The sequence below is a fragment of the Algoriphagus lacus genome, assembly GCF_003583985.1.
Taxonomy (GTDB): domain Bacteria; phylum Bacteroidota; class Bacteroidia; order Cytophagales; family Cyclobacteriaceae; genus Algoriphagus; species Algoriphagus lacus.
On the sequence record NZ_QXML01000004.1, the window covers coordinates 181,596 to 203,821 of the forward strand.

Here is a 22,226-nt window from a genome sequence, read left to right on the forward strand (position 1 = left end):
TCAGGTTTTGGAAATGGTTTCTTCTAGGTTGTAAATGCTGACGATCACTTGCATTAGGGAGGCTAACTGTATGGTATCCAGACCGGGAGGATTTGGATATTCCCCGACAGCTAAAAGCTCTTTTGCATCTGCTTCATTCAATCCCTGGATCCTTCCATCGTAGTATCTTTTTAGAATTCCGAGCTCCTGTTCGGTAGGAGTCCGGCAAACTATCATTCGAAATGCTTTTTGAATGTTAGCTTCCGAATCTTTTGATTCTTTGAGGATTTTTCCTGCCAAAACCCTACTGGCTTCCAGTACTGTGGGATCATTTAGCATCACCAAGGCTTGAAGGGGTGTATTGGTAATGGGGCGCTGAACTTCACATTGATCTCGATTGCTTCCATCAAATATGATCATCGCTGGAGGAGGAACCGTTCGTTTAATAAAGTTGTACAACCCTCGTCGGTAGAGTTTTTCGTGATGATCCTGCTTATACACTGACAAAATCCCTCTGCCAGAAGTAGCTCCTTCCCAGAGTCCGGCAGGCTGATAAGGTTTGACACTTGGTCCACCAATCTCAGGATTAAGAAGTCCGCTACTTGCCAGAATTACATCCCTCACAAATTCTGCTTTGATTCGGTGGCGTGGAGCACGGCTTAACAACAAGTTATCAGGATCTTTTTCCAGTTTCTTTTTACTCACCACAGCAGACTGCCGGTAAGTGGCTGAAGTGACCATATGTCTTACCAATCGCTTGATGTTCCAACCGTTTTCCATCAAGTCCACCGCAAGCCAATCCAGAAGTTCGGGATGGGTCGGTAATGCTCCCTGCATTCCAAAATCCCCCGGAGTACTCACAATGCCTCTTCCAAAGATTTCCTGCCAAATCTGATTTACAAAAACCCTTGCCGTTAGAGGATTTTCTCTGTTAAACATCCACTTGGCCAATCCCAGCCTGTTTTTCTCATATTTGGGTCCAAAGCTCAAAATCGACTCAGGGGTTGTGGCTTGCACCTCAACTGTCTGCCTATCATATACACCCCGGTCAAGCACATAGGTAGGTCGAATGGAATCGAGCTCACCCATCACCGAAACAATCAGATCAAGGGTGTCTTTTTTATTGATGAATGTGAGAATAGAGTCCACTTCTGCATTGCTGATTTCCATCAGAGGGCGCTTGGCATAGGTCTCGGGGCCTCCTACCGAGGATTCGATTCCTTTTTCCTTGATGTTGTTAAAAAAGGAGAAAAAGGAATAGTATTCTTTCTGGGAAATGGGGTCATACTTATGGTCATGGCATGCGGCACACTCCATTGTGATTCCCATCAGGGATTTGCCCACGGTATTGGTTCGGTCGGTTACATACATTACCCGGTATTCTTCATCCACTACCCCGCCTTCCTCGGTGATTTTATGGTTTCGGTTAAATCCAGTAGCAAGTATTTGTTCTTTTGTCGCATTTGGAAGTAGGTCTCCGGCCAGTTGCCAAGTGATAAATTGATCGTAAGGCATATTCTTGTTGAAGGCATGGATTACCCAATCTCTCCAAGGCCATTGACTTCTGTAGCTGTCATCCTGAAATCCATGAGAATCGGCAAAACGGGCTAAATCCATCCAATAGACCGCCATTTTTTCCCCATAAGTCGGGCTGGAGAGGAGTCGATCAATCGCTTTTTCATAAGCCTCAGCAGAGTTGTCCGCCAAAAATTCATCCATCATTTCCAGAGTTGGAGGCAGACCTGTAAGATCCAAACTAGCCCTTTTTAATAAGGCCTCTTTGTCTGATTCCTCATTAGGCTTGAGTCCCGATTCTTCCAACTTTGCCAAAATGAAAAAATCCACCTCATTTTTTGGCCAATTTTCATCATCCACCTCTGGAAGCTTGGAGCTTATTGGAGGTACAAAAGCCCAATGCTTCTCGTATTCCGCTCCTTGACGGATCCACTTTTCAATTAGCCTGATTTCCCGATCGGTAAGTTTAAGGTTTGATTCGGGAGGAGGCATTTGGATACTGGGGTCATCGGAAATGAGTCTGCGATAGGCTTCAGACTCATCAGGCTTTCCAGGAACCCAACCGTGTGCGCCGGGAGTTTCTTTCAAAGCCTTATAGGCTTCTTCCGCAATATCAAGCCGCAATCCTGCTTCTCTCTTGTTTGCATCTGGTCCATGACAGGCAAAGCAATTATCAGAAAGAATTGGCCTGATGTGAAAATTATAACTAACCTGATCGGGCATTTTTGAACTTTCAGCTTCTATCCCATCCCCATTATCACAGGAAGGAAGAAAGAACATGGCTGAGATCAGCACTACCCCTAGAAGATATAATCGGTTGTACATAGATTTATTGCGCTAAATCTGATAAGGTTGACGCGTTAATTTTCTTTACAGAAAGCTTAAAATATAGTTTTTATGTTAGCTAGGTGTCCTACTGTATCCTATTTATTCTGGCTTAAATGTTTTTTCTGAAATTTTTTACTGAATGAAACCCATTATTCAATGCATTCTGGGATTTATCCATGTGGTCCCCTTTCACTTAACTTCTATTTTTCCAGGACTTTAGAATCCCAGACTTAAACTACTTGGTTGAAGTTCAAAACGAGATAGCTCCTCTTCAGCCAGGCATTCCAAATTTCAGGTTTCAAAAGACACCGATTTCCTACTTCTTGTTAAGTCATCAATATTCAAAACTCTTGAAGAATCAATTGAATTTGGAAGTCTGCCAAAAAACATTGCTCAGCCTTTTGTATTTCGCAACCAAAATTTTGAAGCTCAAATTAATATTTATGAATATTATACTGTATTTTAATTTTTTTCAAAATTTTATTTTGATTATTATTTCTTTTATCCTAGTTTTCAATGGTTTATGTGGAAGGCATCGAAAGAATGGTTTGTCATTCCAAAGGACTTGTATCATTTAAACATTGATCAAACTCTATGAAACTGGGAATCCTTGGCGGCACTACGCTCGCCAGAACATTGGGCAAAAAATACCTGGAAGCAGGTCTTTCTGTAGTATTCGGGGTAAGGTCTGATTTTGACACCGAAGCAAGTGATTGGAAAAACCTCAATCGGCTTCACAACAGAATCTGTCCTTTTGAATCTGCAATCATACAATCGGAAATTATTTTGATCTGTTGCGAAAATCAATATTTACCGGAAGTCTGTGCTGCGTTAAAAAATGTAGAGCTGGACGATAAGATTATCATTGACTGCACCAATGCGAATTACGATAAAAGTCTTGCCAGCAAAAACACGCGCTTGATACAAAAAGCAGCTCCAAAGGCCTCCCTATTCAAGGCATTCAATAATTTGGGAATAGATTATCCAAAATCCGACATTCTGGGAGTAATAAAAGAGACCTATTTCTGCGGGGATAATGTATTGGATAAGATTAGGGTAAAGCGATTGATTGAACTTATTGGATTTAGAGCAATTGACGCCGGAAAAATGACCAATGCCCCTCTTTTAGAAGCCTTTTATCACCTAAGCAAGGAAATCAGCTGGAATAGAAAAGATCCATCCAATTACCACTTCAAGTTAGTTTCAGTTTAAAGTCAATTTTTTGAATCACCCTTATCAAAAAAAAGTGGACTCCTCAGAGTCCACTTTTTGTTTTTCAATAAAATTAGATTGATACAAAACCAATTTCTTTTGATTCTCAATTCAATTTTTTCGAATGGAATCAAGCTGATTCTCCATGCTGAGAAATATCAAGCCCAATCTCTTCATAATCCCCTCTCACTCTCAATGAGACAAACTTGTTCAAGAGGAAGAAAATCAAATATCCCATCGCAAAAGAGAAAACAGATACAACAACTAACACTAGCATATGGGATCCGAAAACTGACCAACCTCCATAGAGCAAACTCGAACCTGGCTTATTTGCAAAAATCGCAGTAAGAATCATTCCCATAATCCCCCCGATTCCGTGGCAGGCAAAAACATCCAATGTATCGTCAATTCTTTTTAATGCTTGTGCATGCATGGCAAGATTGGAAACGATAGCACCTGCAAAACCGAAGAAAAGGCTTTGAGGGATCGTAATAAATCCAGCCGCAGGGGTAATCACAACTAGTCCAACCACCGCGCCGATACATGCGCCTAATGCAGTAATCTTTCTTCCTTGCATTCTATCAAAGAACACCCAAGTCATCATGGCAGTAGCTGAACTGATCGTTGTCGTTGCAAAAGCAATTGCCGCTGTTCCGTTTGCTGCCAATGAGGAACCAGCATTGAAACCAAACCAGCCAAACCAAAGCATACCAGTCCCAAGAAGGACATAGGTAATATTGGATGCGGAGCTGTTGGTATTGATTCGTTTCCCAATAAAAATTGCGCCTGCAAGAGAGGCTAAACCTGCACTAATGTGAACCACCGTGCCTCCTGCAAAATCCACTACCCCAAAGTAAGCTCCTATTATTCCATTTGGGTGCCAAACCATATGAGCCAATGGAGCATAGACTAAAATGCAGAATATCCCCATGAAGAAAATATAACCGATGAATCTCACCCGCTCAGCGAAAGATCCGGTAATAATAGCAGGAGTAATAACTGCAAATTTCATTTGAAACAGTGCAAAAAGGACAAACGGAATAGTCCCGGAAATGACTTTGTGCGGCAGAGCTCCTACCTGATCAAACATAAAGTATTGAAATGGATTACCGAAAAACCCATAAGTTTTACCGTTTATTTCAATTCCGATTGGATCTCCAAAAGCAATACTGAAGCCTACCACTACCCAAACCATGGTGATGACCCCCAAAGAGATAAAGCTTTGAAGCATGGTGGAAATCATATTTTTCTTTCCTACCATTCCACCGTAAAAAAGCGATAGCCCCGGTGTCATCAATAAAACCAAACAGGAAGCAGTAAGCAGCCAGGCAATGTCAGAAAAAACCAATTGTTCCTCTGTTCCAAAACTTTCAGGTCCCGGTGATTGAGTTGGCCAAAACAATCCAGCTAAAGCAGTGGCAATGATCAATCCAAAGGCTATTTTCCATTTCTTTTTCATACAATAGGGTTTTTCGGTTTGAATTTTAATCAAAAATCAAATTTTTTTTGATTTAGGTAAACATTTTGGTCTAAAATTAACTCATTTTCATCTAAGCATTCGTTTTATTGAAAAAGAAATAATAATATCTTATCCTTATCTTAGGGTTCATGTGCTGCTTAATAACTAAGCAATTGGATTGTTTGGGATTATATTCAGCTATCCTAATTCGGGTAATTGCTGTTATCCCTAAATCCAATTTCTGAGCATTTGAAGTCGGATTAAATTTGATCAACACTTAAAATCCTGATTCATAGTATTAAATCGAGTTCAATAACCCGATTTCAAAGCCTGGTGAAGTAAAAAATTGCAAAACTTAAAAAGGATTTACTTTCACCTTCTAAAATTCAAATCCATCTTTATACACCGAAAGCGGAAAACAAGCATTGATGAAAGTACTAGTCATAGATATTGGAGGATCCAACATTAAAATCCTGGCAACAGGACAGCCTGAGCGGATTAAAATTCCTTCAGGTAGGGATTTCACCCCCGAACAAATGGTTCCACTTGTAAAGGAAGCTTCCAAAGACTGGGATTATGAAGCGATTTCAATTGGTTTTCCAGGAGTGGTTAAGCACGGTAAAATCGTAGCCAACCCAATTAATATGGGAATCGGCTGGACTGGATTTGACTTTGAAAGTGCCTTTGGCTGCAAAGTGAAAATCATTAATGATGCTGCCATGCAGGCTTTGGGAAGTTATGAGGGTGGAAAATTACTTTTTATGGGATTCGGAACAGGTCTTGGCACAGCCATGATTTTCGAAGATGTCATTTTACCGTTGGAAGGGGGTCATCTCCCATTTAAGCTGGGGACTTTTGAATCCCATGTCGGTAATGACGCCTTGAAGAAACTCGGAAAAACCCGATGGAAAGAATTGGTTTATCAGACCATCGCTCATTTTCAGCATTGCTTTCAGCCTGATGAAATTGTCTTAGGAGGGGGCAACTCCAAGCTCCTGGAAGAAATCCCACCTTATTGCCGATTGGGATCCAACAAAAACGCATTTACCGGAGGATTTCGCCTTTGGGAAAAATCTTTCAGATCCTAAACCCGCTAATCCAAACTTATACCAGTAGTTGGAACTTTAGAACTTCAACTTCCTATTGAAGCAAATAATTGCTTTATAAAACCCTGACTTAAACCTTTACACACTATCCATTTTCTCTTTCATGAGTCAAGTAAAATCAGATGCTTTGGTTTTTTACGGTGCAACCGGAGATCTGGCTTATAAAAAAATTTTCCCTGCCCTTCACATGATGGTCAAGCGGGGAAATCTCAATTCACCCATCATTGGCGTAGCTCGCGGAGATTACGATTTGGATAAACTTCGTGCCCGAGCCAAGGAGAGCATTCAAAAGCACGGGAATTACGAAGAGGAATCTTACAAGAAATTCTGCAGCTTTTTAGCCTTTGTCGGAGGAGATTATACTGATCAGGAAACGTTCCGAAGGATTCGAGAAGCATTGGGTGAAGCCAAAAATCCAACTCATTACCTGGCTATTCCACCGGTGCTTTTCCCTACCATTATTGCTCAGTTAGATCAGTCAGGCTGTGCCAAAGGTGCTAGAATCATTGTCGAGAAGCCATTTGGAACTGATTTTGAATCCGCCCGTGCCCTAAACAAGGTGCTGTTGGCAAAATTTTCAGAAAGTGCCATTTATCGAATCGACCATTACCTTGGTAAGCGTCCGGTCAATAACATTGTGTTCTTCAGGTTTGTCAATTCCCTTTTGGAACCTGTTTGGAATAAGGACCACATCGAAAGCATGCAAATTACAATGGCCGAGGATTTTGGAATCCAAAGTAGAGGCGCTTTTTACGATGTGACAGGAGCCATAAGAGATGTGATTCAAAATCATCTCTTTCAGATTCTTTGCAATCTGACTATGGAACCACCCAAAGCACTGGACAGTGAATCTATCCGGGATGAAAAAGTAAAAGTACTCAAAGCAATATCTCCACTCCGCGCTCAGGACGTGATATGTGGACAGTACCAGGGTTACCTCAGTGAAAAGGCTGTAAAAGAAGGTTCGAAAACCGAAACTTTCGCAGCAATCCGATTGCATATTGATTCTCCCAGATGGGATGGTGTGCCTTTTTACATCAGAGCAGGAAAAAACCTACCGGTGACTTCCACCGAGATTCTGATTCGGTTCAAACATTTGCCTTCAGCTTATTCTTCGATTGCCACTCAACCCAATCATATCCGGTTTCGCATAAGTCCCGATGTAAAAGTTGCTTTTGGAATGCTAATTATGGCTCCGGGAGAGGATATGAGCTCCGTATTATCCGAAGTTCAGGGAAATCCAACACCATTCCCTAATGAAAAAGATGCATATGAGCGTGTCCTGACTGATGCAATGGCCGGAGATCCGACCCACTTTGCGCGTCAGGATTATGTCGAGGAAGCTTGGAAAATCGTAGATGACTACCTTTCATCTGACCATCCTGTTTATTCATATGAACCAGGCACTTGGGGACCTGAAAATGTTGACGAACAAATCCTTCCTCCGGGGGGATGGAATAATCCTATTGTAACCAAACGATAAAAAATGGAACTCAAAATCCTCCAATCTGCAGATGAAGTAGCCCGTCAAGCAGCGCTTTTTATTGCAGATTTAATCAAAGAAAATGTCGCAAAAAAAGGATTTTTCACCTTGGCTATCAGTGGTGGCCGCACCCCTTGGGAAATGATTAAGATTCTGGCTCAAGAAAACCTTCCCTGGGAGAAAGTTTACCTATTTCAAGTGGATGAACGCATCGCACCGGAGGGAAATCCAGAACGAAACCTTACCCAGCTTTTTACCACCATTCAGGGAACCAGGCTAATGACTAGGCTAAATATCTTTCCGATGAGGGTAATTGCTGAAAATCTTGAAGAAGCCTGCGAAGAATATGCCAGCCACATTCAGGAGGTTACCAGAAACGGGAAGCTTGATCTTATCCACCTTGGGTTGGGTTCCGATGGGCACACAGCCTCCTTGGTCCCCGGTGACGCGGTGTGTGAAGTAGCGGATCGGGATGTAGCATTGACCACCTCTCCTTATCAAGGAAGGCAGCGAATGACACTCACTTACCCCCTGATCAATCGGGCTGAAAAAATCCTTTGGCTCCTAACCGGAGAAGAAAAAACGGAAATGCTTCAACGATTACTGAATGCAGGTCAGGAAATTCCTGCGGGAAGAGTCTCCCAAAATCAAGCATTGATTTTTGCAGATGAACCTGCCGCCAAAAACCTAATTCAATAATCAGGAACCAGCCTTTGGCTGGTTTTTCTTTTTAAAGTTTACCACTTTCACTCCTCGGGTTAAATAAGCTTTTAAGCTCATTCCAAAAGCATCATTTTCAGCTACCTCATCGCCGTTGGCAAACTGATGATTCCAATAGACCTCGTAATTGATAAATCTAGTCACCCGGAATTCTACCCCAACCTGCGTCCGAAACCTGTTTATGGAGGAGTTTCCAAAATAGGCAAAGTACTCCACAAACGCAGATGCAGTGAAAAACATGTATTCTGTCCTAAGATCCCGCTCCATCATCAATCTTGGCCGATAACGGCTTTTGAAATCTCCATCAAGAACGCGCCAATCAATTCGATTTTTAAGAGTCAGTAAAACCTCAAAAGGCAAATACGATCTGGAATTTAACTCGGTAACGACGATATGTTCTTTGAAAGGATTCTCGGCCTCCGGCGGTGAGGCCCCATATTGATACCCCCCACGTAACCAAAGAAATTTACCGGGAAGGCTATCATTTCGATCCGGCAAAAACTTATTGGCCAATTTGAGCGGAAAGGTGAAATAATCAAAATAAATCCCAACACCCCCATCGGCATAGTTGGACTCTTGCAATTTTGTGCCGGATACCGTCCCGTAAAGCCTGGATTTAGGACTGATTTTATAATATAAATCCAAAGCTGGCCATACCTCTTGGGACTTAGTCGCCAATTGGGCAAAAGAATCATGGGAAAAAATTCCTGAAAAAATCAATACCAATAAACATTTACCAATCCCAAACCTCTTTTTCATTCTAAATAACAAAACAGGATTAAATCTAGAGATTGATCCCTACAAAAAGAAACGAACACACTTCTTGGAGCCAATTAGACTAGTCGGTAAAGTCTAATTCACTTTTTAGCCAAAAAATACGGCATTTTCCGTATGGAGGCTACCCGAAATAAATCGGATCAATTTGATAGATTCGGTGCATAAAATCCTAGAAAATATTAAAATCCCAAACCTTATGAAGAAACTACTTTTGATTCCCATCCTTATGCTAGTAGCGCTCGTTGGCTACAGTCAAACCACCAAACTCACAGTCAATATCAAATTTGTCGGCATCGAGGAAGGTTATGATCACGAAACAAAATCTGTGGTGTTAATCGACGGCGAGGAAATTGCCTTTTCTCCAAACACCCTGCAAAGTAAAACAGGAGCTTTCACCGTAGACGTCCCTCAGGGATCTCACCAATTGAAAGTAGTAAACTATGCACTTTATGAGGGAAATTGGGAAGAGCATACGGTTGCCAATGAATACAGCATTGACTGCCTCTACGAAGAAACTCATACGTTTAAAAAGCCTGAAAAACTTTACCTCCTGTTTGACATCGACAGTGGAACAACAGCTTCCTGGAAAAAGCCTGTAAAAATGAAAAAATGAAATTTTCTCCTCAAGCCCGGTTCGCAGCCGGGCTTTTTTGTTGACAGATATAGAAAGTATTTCCGCTTTACTATCTTTCCGCAAAATCAAACCTTATGGAAAGGCTTTTCCGCCAAGCGATTCAAAACCCTGCAAAAGTTGCCATTGTTGATCAATCCAAAGCGTATTCTTATGGTGAATTGATGACTTCCGCCACAAGGATTGCTACTTTTTTGCTGGGAGAAAAGTCAGATTTGAATGAAGCCCGGGTCGGATTCATGGTTTCACCCGGATTTGACTATGTGGCAGTCCAATGGGGCATCTGGATGGCCGGGGGAATTGCTGTTCCACTTTGCATTACCTATCCTTTTCCCTCCCTTCAATATGTGATCGAGGATACAGGAGCAGACATCATCCTGGTGGGTCCGGAGTATGAGGAAATTTTGCATCCCTACTCCGATTACTCCAAAATCCGGTTTATTCGCCTTTCTGCCGGAATTGCTACTACAGAACCCCGAACACTACCTCAAATCAACCCCAACCGAGGGGCGATGATTCTCTATACCTCAGGAACTACCAGCTTGCCAAAAGGGGTATTGACCACACATGGCACAATTGAATCCCAGATCAGCACCCTAATCGAGGCCTGGAAATGGTCCAGTGAAGATTACACGGTTTGCCTGCTTCCCCTCCATCATGTTCACGGAATCATCAACGTGGTCTGTTGTTCCCTTTGGGCTGGTGCCACAGTAGAGTTTATTCATCCCTTTGATGCAAAGCAGGTTTTTGAAACTTTTATGGAAGGAAAAGTAAATGTTTTCATGGCAGTTCCGACCATCTATTTCAAGTTGATTTCCCAGTTTGAATCAGAGTCATCTGAACGAAAATCCGCCATTTCGGCCCGCTTGAACCAATTCCGTCTGATGGTTTCCGGCTCGGCAGCATTGCCAGTTTCAGTGATGGAAAAGTGGCAGCAAATCTCCGGTCATTACCTATTAGAGCGCTACGGGATGACTGAGATCGGTATGGCTATCAGCAATCCCTATGATGGGGAACGAAAAGCCGGATACATCGGCAAGCCACTCCCGGGGGTGGAAATCCGATTGGTGGATGAACAGAACGTCGAAGTACCGTTCGGAGAACCCGGGGAAATTCAGGTAAAGGGTCCTTCGGTTTTCAAGGAATATTGGGGAAAGCCGACTGCAACAGCAAACGCATTTACTGCCGATGGATGGTTCATGACCGGAGATATCGCTGTAGTAGAGCAGGAATACTTCCGGATTTTGGGTCGTGACTCAGTTGACATCATCAAATCCGGAGGGTATAAAATCTCAGCATTGGAAATCGAGGAAGTCCTGCGAACCCATCCGGCAATCAAAGATTGCGGCGTGGTAGGGCTGCCGGACGAAGAATGGGGAGAGTTGGTAGCTGCTGCATTGGTAAGCGATCACGCCTTGGATACCAAAGAACTGACAACCTGGCTCAGGGAACGAATACCGGCCTACAAAACCCCAAGAAAATACCTGCTTCTGGATGAACTTCCTCGCAATGCCATGGGAAAAGTGGTCAAGAATGATCTGAAAAATCTTTTTTGACCTTCACCTTAAAATTCAATTGATCAATCCAAAGCTTCAAGGCTGTTGGTCTTATACGAAAAATCTTAATACAATCAACCTAAATCCCCATGATCAAAGGCCTTGCCCTACTTTCATTCTCATTCATTCTCGGTATGTGGACAGGTGAACTGCTTGGATCCTGGCTGGGGATCAGCGCCAATGTGGGCGGTGTTGGGTTTGCAATGATTTTCCTGATTGTGACCAAGGAGTATTTCACTCAAAATGGCTGGTGGAAAGGCGAACTGGAATTTGGAATTGAATTTTGGAACAAACTATATATCCCGATTGTGATCGCGATGGCTGCCAGTTTGAATGTAAAATCAGCGGTTTCCTCCGGTACCTTGGCCATATTCGGAGGAATAATTCCAGTGGTGCTTGCCTTTGGAGTTTTCTATATGCTGATCAAATCCTTCAAAACAGAAGAATGAAATGGAGGAATTTGTAAAAATTATCGACAAAAACGGGCTCATAGTCGCTTTCATATTAGTAGGCTTATTGACTTGGTTGACAGATGTGTTTTCCAAAAAAATCCTCCAGTCCAAGATACCGGGATCGGCCATCGCAATTTTCCTCGCATTGGTTTTTGGCTATCTGGGAGGAGTAGTCGGAAAAGGTGAAAACGGACTTTCCGACATCGGTCTGTTCAAAGGTCTGGCTACCCTTGGTGGCTCGATGTTTCGGGATTTTTCAATTGTCGCAACCGCTATTGGAGCAAGTTTTTTATTGATCCGAAAAAGTGGGCTGCTGGGATTGATTTCCTTGATTTTGGGAATTGGCGTATTCTTTTTAGCAGGTGTTGCCATCGCCTGGGCCTGGGGCTATCGAGATGCGGTGAGTCTTTGCACGATCGGTGCTGGAGCCTGTACCTACATCGTTGGGCCAGTTACCGGAGGTGCCATCGGTGCGAGTTCAGAGGTGATTGCGCTCAGCATAGGGACTGGAGTAGTCAAGACCATTGCCGTTACAATTCTCACTCCGATTTTGGCTCCCAAAATCGGACTCAACAATCCCGGCTCCGCCATGGCTTTCGGCGGAATCATGGGGACTTCCAGCGGGGTAGCCGCAGGATTGGCTGCTACCGACCCGAAGCTGGTTCCCTATGGTGCAGTGACCGCAACCTTCTATACCGGTTTGGGATGCTTGGTATGTCCTTCGCTTTTTTACCTTTTGCTGGATTGGGCCCTCTAGAATAGCAAAACAGACCTGATTTAGTTGATTAAACTTGCCTGGGTTATTGACTTTTGTCAGGAATGTCTTTCTGGGGATGGGGTAAGTTTCGGCCTTAATCTACCCCCTATGAACAAATTAATACGCTTTGGAAGAATTTCCCTCTTTATCATTTACTTCTGGTTTGGAATCCTAAAAGTCCTGGGCATCTCCCCTGCCGAACCTCTGGTTAACAATCTCTTCGATCAGATTCTGGCCGGAATAATCCCATTTGATATCTTCTCCCGACTCTTTGGACTGTTTGAATGCATTATCGGAATCATCTGGCTTTTTCCCCAAATCACCAGGATGGCCTTGTACATTTTACTGATTCACATGGTTTCGACCTTTTTGCCAGTACTTCTCTTGCCAAACGATACCTGGCATAGCTGGTTTACGCCCACCTTGGTCGGTCAATACATCATCAAAAACTTTGCGTTGATCGCACTAGGAATGATTATTTTCCAAGTTGATCAACCTAAAACAAGGACGCCGGAAGTGTCGATTTAGCACAGCCCCCAAAACAAAAATCCGGTTCATCAAACCGGATTTTTGGCTATTTATTAAACCAAAAGTAACCAAAATGAGTCTTTGAAGACTTATTTTGATCGAGTAATCTACAATCATAATTTTTGTTTTTAAAATATTTTAAAACTTTTTTATTTCTAATAGACAAGTATCCAAAATAAAATATTGATATATCGGAAATAACTTCCTTGCTCGAAAAAAGCAAAATGCAGCTATGGAACCCTGCCGGTAAATTCGGACCTTTACAGAAATATTATTTTTATGGAGATCCTGATCAAGAATATGGTGTGTCCACGCTGCATCGAAGCAGTCAAAAAATCACTGGAGGATGCCCAAATTGATTTTGATAACCTAGAACTCGGAAAAGTAACCCTTTCCACACCATTGAGTGAAAGGCAAAAAACGGAACTTGCCCAGTCCTTAAACCAAAAAGGATTTGAGTTGCTTGAATCCAAATCATCCGCCTTAATTTCCCGAATTAAAGCCCTGATCATCGAGCAAATCCACCATTCTGATCAAAATTTGGGGGAAAACTACTCAACCTACTTAGCTGATAAACTGGATCATGAGTACAGTTCCCTGAGTCGTCTTTTTTCCCAGGTCGAGGGAATCACCATTGAGAAGTTTATTACCCGACAAAAAATCGAGCGGGTCAAAGAATTACTTTTTTATGACCAACTCAGTCTCTCCGAAATTGCCTTCCAGCTGAATTACAGCAGCGTGGCCTACCTCTCGGCCCAGTTCAAAAAAGAGACCGGCATGACTCCATCCGAATTCAAGCGAAACCATCCCGGAGAAAGAAAATCTCTGGATCAGATTTGAGGATTTATTATAATCCTCAATTCAAACGGGCTGACACTGCTAAGTCGATACCGTCAATTAATTATTCGATTGATCCGGTCCGCCTTTCCTTTTACCATCGAATCTACCTTTGAGGCAGTATCATTGATCAAAGAATCCAACGAGTTTACCTTTTCCAATTCTTTATTGATCATTGCGTCCAGCGAATCTGCCTTGTCCAAATTTCGGTTAATTAATGAATCCAAGGAATTCACTTTGCCCAATTCCTTATTCATCAGGGAATCAAGCGACTCTGCTTTTTCATTGATCAGGTTTACTTTTTCCTGAAGTTTCCCCTCCAGATTTTCACAGGAAGTAGTGACTACCAGAAGAAAAAGTAAAATAGGAAGGACGAACATTTTCATTTTGACAGGATTTACAAATCACTAATGTTAGCGATTTGGAGTAAATACGACCAATCTTCCACCTAGTTGGGAAAACATCAGCTAACCCTGAGAAATAAGTTGAAGTAATTACTATGATACCTATAGCATCTGTTTATAGTAACCAACAATCTTCCAAAAAAATGGCCTTAAGCCTCCAAAAATAAAGAATCCAACGAAATGGGATGAATTTGACAACTTTGAAGAGCAAGTCCCGATTAGCTCCGCAATTTCGTATGGTTGAACTTGTGGGAAAGAAGGTAATCTGTTCGACAACCTTCGGGGTCGGGGAATTGATGTCGTTCTCAATTGGTTCAAGTCTTCGGGCTTTGACCCATAATTATTCAGTCTAACAACTGCTATTAAAAAAAACTTTTCCTGACAGGCACAGGGATAAGAGATTGCTTTTCAACCTACCCCAGCCCTTCTCCAATTTCCCCAACCTCCCCACCTCCTTCCCCACATCAAAATCTTATAAATCTTCTACAAAATCCTATAAGATTTTTGAGTGGGTCATTCCCCAATTTTGTATCATTAAAACTAGCTAATGATGGATGCAACTGAAATCCGTGATCCGAAAAGCCTGCCAGGCACAGGTAATAAATCGGAAGGATCATTAATCAAACAAACTTTTCCGGTGTTGGGTATGACCTGCGCAGGCTGTGCTGCCAGTGTGGAGTCCATGCTTAGCCACACCGATGGCGTCAAATCGGCAGCCGTCAACTTTGCTGCCAATACGGTCTTGGTCGAATACACCAAGGGAACCACACCTGAATCCCTCCAAAAAGCCCTTCAGTCGGTCGGATATGATCTGATTGTAGATGCGGAAGATCCCTCTGCCGCACAGGATGAGGCTCGGTTGGAACATTACCTCAAGGTCAAAAAACAAACAATCGGTGCAGCCATCCTAACCCTGCCGATAGTTGTTTTCGGCATGTTCTTCATGGATTGGGAACCGGGAAGATGGATTTCTCTGGTGCTAAGTGTTCCGGTATTGTTTTTCTTCGGAAGGGATTTTTACATACACGCCTGGAAGCAAGCCCGAAACGGGAAGGCCAATATGGATACACTGGTGGCCCTGAGTACTGGAATCGCATTTATTTTCTCGGTGTTTAACACCCTTTTTCCCGAATTCTGGCATGCACGGGGGATACATCCTCATGTCTACTTTGAAGCAGCCACAGTCATTATTGTGTTTATTTCCTTTGGAAAACTTCTCGAGGAGCGGGCCAAATCCGGTACCTCCGAAGCCTTGAAAAAACTCATGGGCCTACAGCCGAAAACACTCAAAGTGGTGGTTGATGGCGTTGAAAAGGAACTCTCAATCGCTGAAGTGCAAGTTGGAAATGAAATTCTGGTGCGTCCGGGTGAAAAAATTCCAGTAGATGGCCGAGTAATCAGCGGTGATTCCTACGTAGACGAAAGCATGATCAGCGGAGAACCCGTTCCTGTTCTGAAAAAAGCGGGAGAAAAAGTCTTTTCCGGAACGGTCAATCAAAAAGGCAGCTTTCACTTCATCGCTGAAAAAGTAGGGAAAGAAACCCTCCTTTCCCAAATCATCCAGAAAGTGCAGGAAGCACAGGGCAGCAAGGCCCCTGTTCAAAAATTAGTGGATAAAATTGCCGGAATCTTTGTTCCAACCGTCATTTTGATCTCCCTGTTGACGTTTGGCGTGTGGATGGTTGTTGGTGGAGAGGATGCGTTTACCCATGGTCTGTTGACCTCCGTGGCCGTATTGGTAATTGCCTGTCCTTGTGCCCTGGGTTTAGCTACTCCTACAGCCATCATGGTTGGAATGGGCAAAGGAGCCGAAAATCAAATCCTGATCAAAGATGCCGAAAGTCTGGAATTGGGGCATCGGGTGAATGCTGTGATCCTAGATAAAACAGGGACTATTACGGAAGGAAAGCCAACAGTGGCAAGTGTTCAGTGGGCAGAATCCAGTGGGCAGAGTTCAGTGGGCAGTGAACAGTCAACAGTACACCGACCACATTCCACCCACGGGGAAACGTATCCAGCTGTGGACAGTGTGCAAACGTCATTGCGAGCGACAGAGGAGCGAAGCAATCTGGATAGTGCAACAGCTTTTTCTTCTCCCCCTTCAGGGGGTTGGGGGGTACAGCAAATCCTTCTGGCCTTGGAATCCAAATCCGAGCATCCTCTCGCGGACGCAGTGGTAAAGTACCTGAAAGAAAAAGGCGTACAGCCGAGTTCGTTGCAGGGTTTTGAAAGCCTTACCGGTCGGGGCGTTAAGGGCAAAGTGGAAGGCAAATCCTACTTCGTGGGTAATCAGAAAATGCTTCTGGAAAATGGAATTGCAATCACTGCAGATCTTGAAGCCGAAGCAAAAGTCTGGAGTGAACGAGCCCAAACGGTGATTTGGTTTGCAGATGAAACCCGATCACTGACCATCTTAGGTATTGAAGATCAAATTAAACCGAGTTCAAGGTCCGCAATCCAAAAACTCCAAAAGTCGGGAGTGGAAGTGTATATGCTAACCGGCGATAACAGACAAACAGCAGCAGCAGTGGCAAAACAAATGGGTTTGACCGATTTCAGAGCAGAGGTAATGCCGGCGGACAAGGCTGAATTTGTCAAGGAACTGCAGTCCAAGGGAAAAATCGTAGCCATGGTCGGCGACGGAATTAACGATTCCCAGGCTTTGGCTCAGGCGGATGTCAGCATCGCTATGGGACACGGCTCGGATATTGCAATGGATGTAGCTAAAATGACACTGATTACCTCAGATTTGGAAAAAGTCCCTCAGGCATTTAAACTTTCAACATTAACCGTGAACGGAATCAAGCAAAACCTCTTTTGGGCTTTTATTTACAACATCATCGGCATTCCGATCGCTGCAGGCATCCTCTACCCGATCAACGGCTTCCTGTTGGATCCGATGATTGCCGGTGCCGCGATGGCTTTCAGTTCGGTATCGGTAGTGCTGAATAGTCTCCGTTTGAAAGGAAGAACCTTGTAAAAGTACGCTAGCCTAGTTTAGGCTATCAACAAAAAAACAAATCCAAATATCTCTATTCTCTTATTCTCTAATTAACTAATTCAAAAAATGAAAACGCTTCAATTCAAAACCAACATCAAATGCAGCGGCTGTATTGCCACTGTTACTCCACACCTGAATGCTGCAGAATCAGTTTCCAACTGGTCTGTGGATATAGCCAATCCATCCAAAATTTTGACAGTCGAAGGTGAAAACTTATCCGAAACAGAGGTCATCGAAAAAGTAAAAACCGCAGGCTACACTATTGAGAAAGTAGAAGGGTAATCCTTCTGCTTTCTCCTGAAAAAATTTTAAACCCTTTAACTCTTCTACATCATGAACCGAATTCTGATTCTCCTTTTACTTCTTGGGTTTTCCTTCACTGCCAAGGCCCAAACCAATCCAATTTTGTCCAACTATTTGACGCTCAAAGATGCACTGGTGAGCAGTGATGTGACCAAATCCAGTGCCGCCATCAGTGAACTCTCCAAAAGCCTGAATGCTTCTCCTGAATTTCCCCAAAAGAAAGATCTGGTAAAGCAAACAGAAGCAATGGTAAAAGCAGGAAGTGATCTGGAAAAACAACGGGCTGCATTTGCTGGGTTGTCTACCGTCCTCTGGGAAGCTGCAAAAACCCAGAAATGGGCCAATCAAGAGCTGTTTTATCAATATTGCCCGATGAAAAAGAGCTATTGGCTTAGCACAGAATCCGCCATCAAAAACCCATACTATGGCTCAAAAATGCTAGCCTGCGGTAACGTCAAAGAAACGCTTAAACCGAAGAATTGACCCCAAACCATCTCATGAAAAAAGCACTTCAATATCTTTCCAATAAACTTGGATCCAAAACTTCATTCCTTGGTCTTTGCTTGGTTTGTTCCGGGATGATTCTATCCAATCCTAGCCAGGCCCAGCACGAGCACCACACAAATTCTCCTCAAGCCCAGCAGGACACCATCAAAGGAAGCATCCAACGAGAAGTCCATCAATTGGTAGGGGAAAACCACTTTACCCTAAACTATTATGCTCCTGCGGTACGCGGAAGAATGATATGGGGAGGTTTGGTAGCCTATGATCAAGTCTGGGTCACTGGTGCTCATCGAGCCACGAATGTGGAATTTACGCAAGCCATCCGAATCGACGGAAAAGTTATTCCAGCAGGAAAATATGCGATTTTCACCATCCCGGAAAAAAAGAAATGGATCCTGATCCTCAATACCCGATGGGATCAACATCTGGCAGATGAATATAATGCTGCTGAGGATGTCATTCGACTCGAAGTCAAACCAGAGAAATCCAAGGAATTCTTCGAGCGCCTGACGTATGAAATTCAGGAAGTATCTCCTGAAGAAGGAACGATAGTGGTGAGTTGGGAAAAAGTGAGCGTCCATCTGGACTTCACGAATGTGAACTGATATTATGAAACAAAATTGGAAATCCGCTTTGCTTTTTTTGGGATTGGGGCTTTTTACGGTGGAGGCTTTTTCCCAAAAACGGGTGGAATATGACCTGTTTGTGAAGGACACGCTGGTCAACTTCAGCGGAAAGGTGAAGCCTGGCATTGCGGTCAACGGACAAATTCCTATGCCTACCCTGCACTTTACCGAAGGGGACACCGCGATAGTTCGGGTGCACAACCTGATGCACCATGAGACCTCCATTCACTGGCATGGACTTTTGCTTCCCAATGAACAGGACGGAGTTCCTTATTTAACCACGGCTCCGGTCAAATCCCACGGAACCCATACGTTTGAGTTTGTACTCAGACAAAATGGAACCTATTGGTATCATTCGCACACGATGCTTCAGGAGCAAGTCGGGATGTACGGGGCAATAGTAATTCACAAAGCCGGTGAGCAGCCCAAAAATGAGGAAGTACTCTTGCTCAGCGATTGGAGTGACGAAAATCCGCATCAGATCGAACGTTCCCTGCACTTTGCTACCGATTGGTATATGGTTCAAAAAAATTCAGTACAGAGTTATGCGGAATCCATCAAAGAGGGAAAATTCTCTACCAAACTCAACAACGAATGGAAGCGCATGCACGCCATGGACGTGAGCGACGTGTACTACGAAAAGTTTTTGGTGAATGGAAAGGAAAGTGAGGAGCGGAAAAGCTATAAACCCGGGGAGAAAGTTCGTCTTCGGGTGATTAACGGAAGTGCATCCACCTATTTCTGGCTGACCTATGCCGGGGGTAAAATTACCGTGTTGGCTTCGGATGGAATCGATGTGGAGCCGGTTGAAGTGGATCGCCTGATTGTTGGGGTTTCTGAGATCTACGATGTGGAAGTGACCGTGCCGGAATCCGGAAAAATGGCTGAATTTCTCGCCACTTCCGAGGATCGCATTGGATCCGCTTCCTTTTGGTTGGGTTCAGGAGAAAAACTCCCTGCTACTCCCCTTCCTCGGCTGGACTATTTCGAAGGCATGCAGATGATGAACGACATGATGACTGTAGGTGGCAAAATGAACGATATGGGCATGAATATGAGCCTCCAGCAAATGGATATGAATGGGGTGATGTATCGGGAATTTACCGAACCACCATCCACAGATCAGAATCCCGGAGAAATCGTGACCCTCAATTACGGTATGCTCAAATCTCCGGTTAAAACCACCCTTCCCGATGGACCTGTTCGAACGTTGGAGTTTGAACTCACCGGAAATATGAACCGGTACGTCTGGACACTGGACAATAAAACGATTTCCGAAAGCGATAAAATCCTCATCAAAAAGGGAGAAAACATCCGAATTATCCTGAAGAACAATTCGATGATGCGGCATCCCATGCACTTACACGGGCATTTCTTCCGCGTGGTAAATGAAATGGGGGACTATTCTCCGTTAAAAAATGTGCTGGATATCATGCCCATGGAGACGGATACCATTGAGTTCAATGCCTCAGAGGAATATGGAGACTGGTATTTTCACTGCCATATTCTTTATCACATGATGGCTGGAATGGGAAGGATTTTCACCTACGAAAACTCCCCTCCCAACCCTCAGATCCCGGATCCCCGGTATGCATTGCGAAAAGTCTATGCTGATGATCGCCGGTTTTATCTCGGGGCCGAAATAGGGCTTGAAAGCAATGGCTCCGATGGAGAAGTGACCCTGATGAATACCCGATGGATGTTGCAGACTGAATGGAGACTTGGCTTGAATCCGAAAAACGGATACGAAACGGAAAGTCATTTTGGAAGACTTCTTGGCCGAAATCAGTTTGCTTTTGGCTATGTAGGATGGGACTTCAGGTATAGGGAAACAGATGAGGCGGAGGAAAGCTTATTTGGTCAGACCAATACCAAAGATGACCGAAGCGTCTTCCACCTGGGATTCCAGTACACTGCCCCCTGGTTCATTGTGGCCGATCTGAAGGTTGACCATACAGGATATGTACGCCTCCAACTAAGCCGGGATGATATTCCAATTACCAAGCGGGCTAGGCTTTTCGGCATGGTCAATTCGGATCTGGAGTATGCGGTGGGTGCTCGATACATTCTCACCAAATACTGGTCGGCTTCCTCCCATTACGACAGTGACATGGGCTGGGGAATCGGAGCGACATTTACCTATTAAGGAAAAAAAGGCTTTTGGTTTTAGAAAAATGGAGGCTTGACTTATCTTTCGAAAAATCAACTATGGAGAAAAGGATCTGTCATCCTTTTCTCCCTTAGGAAAAAGCCCTCTTCTTTCGCTAATGATATCACCCAAGAAGCTGATTGTACTTTTAATTTTTTTGGCCCTCTCGGGTCATCTTACTGCTCAGGAAAGCCCTGTGATGCTTCCTGTGGTGACTTCCAAAATCAACGGAATCAACATCTATGGAAAGCCAGTGGACCAGCAAACCCGCTGTGTTCACTGGCATTCCCAACTTGATGTAATCGCCATTAAATTTAAATGCTGCGAAAAATATTACCCCTGCTTTTCCTGTCATGAGGAAACTGCAGACCACGATCCGAAAGTTTGGCCAAAGAAAGAATTTGATACCAAAGGAATTCTATGTGGGGTCTGCGGGACCGAACTGACCATCAATGAGTACATGGGAAGCAACAATACCTGCCCAAATTGCAAAGCGGCCTTTAACCCGGGTTGTAGCAAGCACTATCATTTGTATTTTGAAACTAAGATGGAGGACGGGAGCCCCAAGACTGAAGAAAAATTTCAAACCAGTAACCGATAGCCCATTACCTGTTACCTCCAATCACCCTTAACTAATGAGAAAAAATAACCAGTACTTTGCCCGAAGAATTCACCGGTTTTTGGGCGTTTTTATTGGAATCCAATTCTTTTTCTGGACGGTTTCTGGCTTGTATTTCTCCTGGACAGATATCGATGAAATCCACGGGGATCACTTCCATCAGGACCACATGATGCACGTGACCGCCAGTAATCTGGTAGATCCTGCTAGTTTGGATTCCACCTTGGAAATTTCAACCCTGGAGTTACGATTCGTGAATCATCAGCCCTATTACTGGGTAAACCAAAGCCAGCTTTTCCACGCCCAAACAGGAAAAGCCAAAGGGGAAATCACAGAAGAGGAGGCCAAGGCAATTGCCAAGATTTACATCAAAGAAGACTTGCAGATCAAGTCAGTGGAGTATCTCACCGAAACAGGGAATCACCATGAATTTCGGGGAAGGCCTCTTCCTGCTTGGGCAGTAAACTTTGACCATCCGGAAAATCTGACGGCCTATATTGATGCAAAAAGCGGGAGTTTTGAACGTGTTCGGCACCGCAGCTGGAGATGGTTTGATGCTCTTTGGATGTTTCACACGATGGATTATGCCGGTCGGGACAATTTCAACAACCTCCTGTTGAGGGCTTTTTCCCTGTTTGGACTGGCTACAATAGCCTCGGGTTTTACGCTGTTTTTCATGACTATGAAAAAAACAGGATCTGTAAAAAAATAAGTGTTTAGCATTTTATGCTTCTTCTCGAGAAGCTGCATAGTTCATTTCCTACACACCTTTTCCGAAGT

General features: G+C 43.7%; 21 protein-coding genes. 17 read left to right on the forward strand and 4 right to left on the reverse strand.

Going from position 1 to position 22,226, the window contains the following annotated elements; all coding sequences use genetic code 11:
- Positions 1-2,319 carry a PSD1 and planctomycete cytochrome C domain-containing protein gene (locus tag D0X99_RS09780; RefSeq protein WP_119477608.1) on the reverse strand — a complete coding sequence of 773 codons (2,319 nt, stop codon included), beginning with the start codon at positions 2,317-2,319 and terminating at the stop codon, positions 1-3.
- Between the two features lie 597 nt (positions 2,320-2,916).
- Between D0X99_RS09780 and D0X99_RS09790 the strand changes: the two genes are divergently transcribed.
- Positions 2,917-3,534 (forward strand): NADPH-dependent F420 reductase, encoded by a 618-nt coding sequence (locus D0X99_RS09790; RefSeq protein WP_119477610.1) that lies wholly within the window; start codon positions 2,917-2,919, stop codon positions 3,532-3,534.
- A 130-nt stretch (positions 3,535-3,664) separates the two neighbouring features.
- On the opposite strand, the gene D0X99_RS09795 is transcribed toward D0X99_RS09790, so the two are convergent.
- Positions 3,665-4,993: an ammonium transporter gene (locus tag D0X99_RS09795; RefSeq protein ID WP_119477611.1), complete on the reverse strand. Its 1,329-nt coding sequence runs from the start codon at positions 4,991-4,993 to the stop codon at positions 3,665-3,667.
- A gap of 428 nt (positions 4,994-5,421) precedes the next feature.
- Here D0X99_RS09795 and D0X99_RS09800 point away from each other — a divergent pair, with 428 nt between their 5' ends.
- The 3 genes from D0X99_RS09800 (at position 5,422) to pgl (ending at position 8,281) form a co-directional block, all read left to right on the forward strand.
- The gene (locus D0X99_RS09800) at positions 5,422-6,081 is read left to right on the forward strand and encodes an ROK family protein (RefSeq protein ID WP_119477612.1); all 660 of its coding nucleotides are present in this window, start codon (positions 5,422-5,424) and stop codon (positions 6,079-6,081) included.
- 121 nt (positions 6,082-6,202) lie between these two features.
- Entirely contained in the window at positions 6,203-7,582 is a 1,380-nt protein-coding gene (zwf, locus tag D0X99_RS09805) for a glucose-6-phosphate dehydrogenase (protein ID WP_119477613.1), read from the forward strand.
- Between the two features lie 3 nt (positions 7,583-7,585).
- Positions 7,586-8,281, forward strand: coding sequence for a 6-phosphogluconolactonase (gene pgl / locus D0X99_RS09810; RefSeq protein WP_119477614.1), 696 nt, complete (start codon positions 7,586-7,588; stop codon positions 8,279-8,281).
- Here pgl and D0X99_RS09815 read toward each other — a convergent pair whose 3' ends face one another.
- Complete coding sequence (locus D0X99_RS09815) at positions 8,282-9,061, reverse strand: DUF2490 domain-containing protein (RefSeq protein WP_119477615.1); 780 nt, start codon at positions 9,059-9,061, stop codon at positions 8,282-8,284.
- A gap of 214 nt (positions 9,062-9,275) precedes the next feature.
- On the opposite strand from D0X99_RS09815, the gene D0X99_RS09820 reads away from it, so the two are divergent.
- The 6 genes from D0X99_RS09820 to D0X99_RS09845 all read left to right on the forward strand — a co-directional run bounded on the left by D0X99_RS09820 (position 9,276) and on the right by D0X99_RS09845 (position 13,843).
- Complete coding sequence (locus D0X99_RS09820; RefSeq protein ID WP_147392214.1) at positions 9,276-9,692, forward strand: hypothetical protein; 417 nt, start codon at positions 9,276-9,278, stop codon at positions 9,690-9,692.
- A gap of 95 nt (positions 9,693-9,787) precedes the next feature.
- Positions 9,788-11,266, forward strand: coding sequence for an acyl-CoA synthetase (locus tag D0X99_RS09825; RefSeq protein WP_119477617.1), 1,479 nt, complete (start codon positions 9,788-9,790; stop codon positions 11,264-11,266).
- Between the two features lie 89 nt (positions 11,267-11,355).
- A complete protein-coding gene (locus D0X99_RS09830; protein WP_119477618.1) occupies positions 11,356-11,715 on the forward strand; it encodes a malonate transporter subunit MadL in 360 nt (119 codons plus the stop codon).
- A gap of 1 nt (position 11,716) precedes the next feature.
- A complete protein-coding gene (gene madM / locus D0X99_RS09835) occupies positions 11,717-12,475 on the forward strand; it encodes a malonate transporter subunit MadM (protein ID WP_119477619.1) in 759 nt (252 codons plus the stop codon).
- 108 nt (positions 12,476-12,583) lie between these two features.
- Complete coding sequence (locus tag D0X99_RS09840; protein WP_119477620.1) at positions 12,584-13,003, forward strand: hypothetical protein; 420 nt, start codon at positions 12,584-12,586, stop codon at positions 13,001-13,003.
- Between the two features lie 279 nt (positions 13,004-13,282).
- On the forward strand, positions 13,283-13,843 hold the full coding sequence (locus D0X99_RS09845) for a helix-turn-helix domain-containing protein (RefSeq protein ID WP_119477621.1): 561 nt from the start codon (positions 13,283-13,285) through the stop codon (positions 13,841-13,843).
- A gap of 53 nt (positions 13,844-13,896) precedes the next feature.
- Here the strand turns inward: D0X99_RS09845 and D0X99_RS09850 are convergent, their stop codons facing one another.
- On the reverse strand, positions 13,897-14,226 hold the full coding sequence (locus D0X99_RS09850) for a hypothetical protein (protein ID WP_119477622.1): 330 nt from the start codon (positions 14,224-14,226) through the stop codon (positions 13,897-13,899).
- Between the two features lie 568 nt (positions 14,227-14,794).
- Here D0X99_RS09850 and D0X99_RS09855 point away from each other — a divergent pair.
- The 7 genes from D0X99_RS09855 (at position 14,795) to D0X99_RS09885 (ending at position 22,158) form a co-directional block, all read left to right on the forward strand.
- Positions 14,795-17,224 (forward strand): heavy metal translocating P-type ATPase, encoded by a 2,430-nt coding sequence (locus tag D0X99_RS09855; protein ID WP_119477860.1) that lies wholly within the window; start codon positions 14,795-14,797, stop codon positions 17,222-17,224.
- 87 nt (positions 17,225-17,311) lie between these two features.
- Positions 17,312-17,527 (forward strand): heavy-metal-associated domain-containing protein, encoded by a 216-nt coding sequence (locus D0X99_RS09860; protein WP_119477623.1) that lies wholly within the window; start codon positions 17,312-17,314, stop codon positions 17,525-17,527.
- 51 nt (positions 17,528-17,578) lie between these two features.
- Positions 17,579-18,031 carry a DUF3347 domain-containing protein gene (locus D0X99_RS09865; RefSeq protein ID WP_119477624.1) on the forward strand — a complete coding sequence of 151 codons (453 nt, stop codon included), beginning with the start codon at positions 17,579-17,581 and terminating at the stop codon, positions 18,029-18,031.
- A gap of 14 nt (positions 18,032-18,045) precedes the next feature.
- Positions 18,046-18,657 (forward strand): DUF2911 domain-containing protein, encoded by a 612-nt coding sequence (locus D0X99_RS09870; RefSeq protein WP_233553693.1) that lies wholly within the window; start codon positions 18,046-18,048, stop codon positions 18,655-18,657.
- A gap of 4 nt (positions 18,658-18,661) precedes the next feature.
- The gene (locus D0X99_RS09875) at positions 18,662-20,824 is read left to right on the forward strand and encodes a multicopper oxidase domain-containing protein (protein ID WP_119477625.1); all 2,163 of its coding nucleotides are present in this window, start codon (positions 18,662-18,664) and stop codon (positions 20,822-20,824) included.
- Positions 20,825-20,945: 121 nt separating this feature from the next.
- Complete coding sequence (locus tag D0X99_RS09880; RefSeq protein ID WP_119477626.1) at positions 20,946-21,428, forward strand: CHY zinc finger protein; 483 nt, start codon at positions 20,946-20,948, stop codon at positions 21,426-21,428.
- 34 nt (positions 21,429-21,462) lie between these two features.
- Positions 21,463-22,158: a PepSY domain-containing protein gene (locus D0X99_RS09885; protein ID WP_119477627.1), complete on the forward strand. Its 696-nt coding sequence runs from the start codon at positions 21,463-21,465 to the stop codon at positions 22,156-22,158.
- Positions 22,159-22,226: the final 68 nt, after the last annotated feature.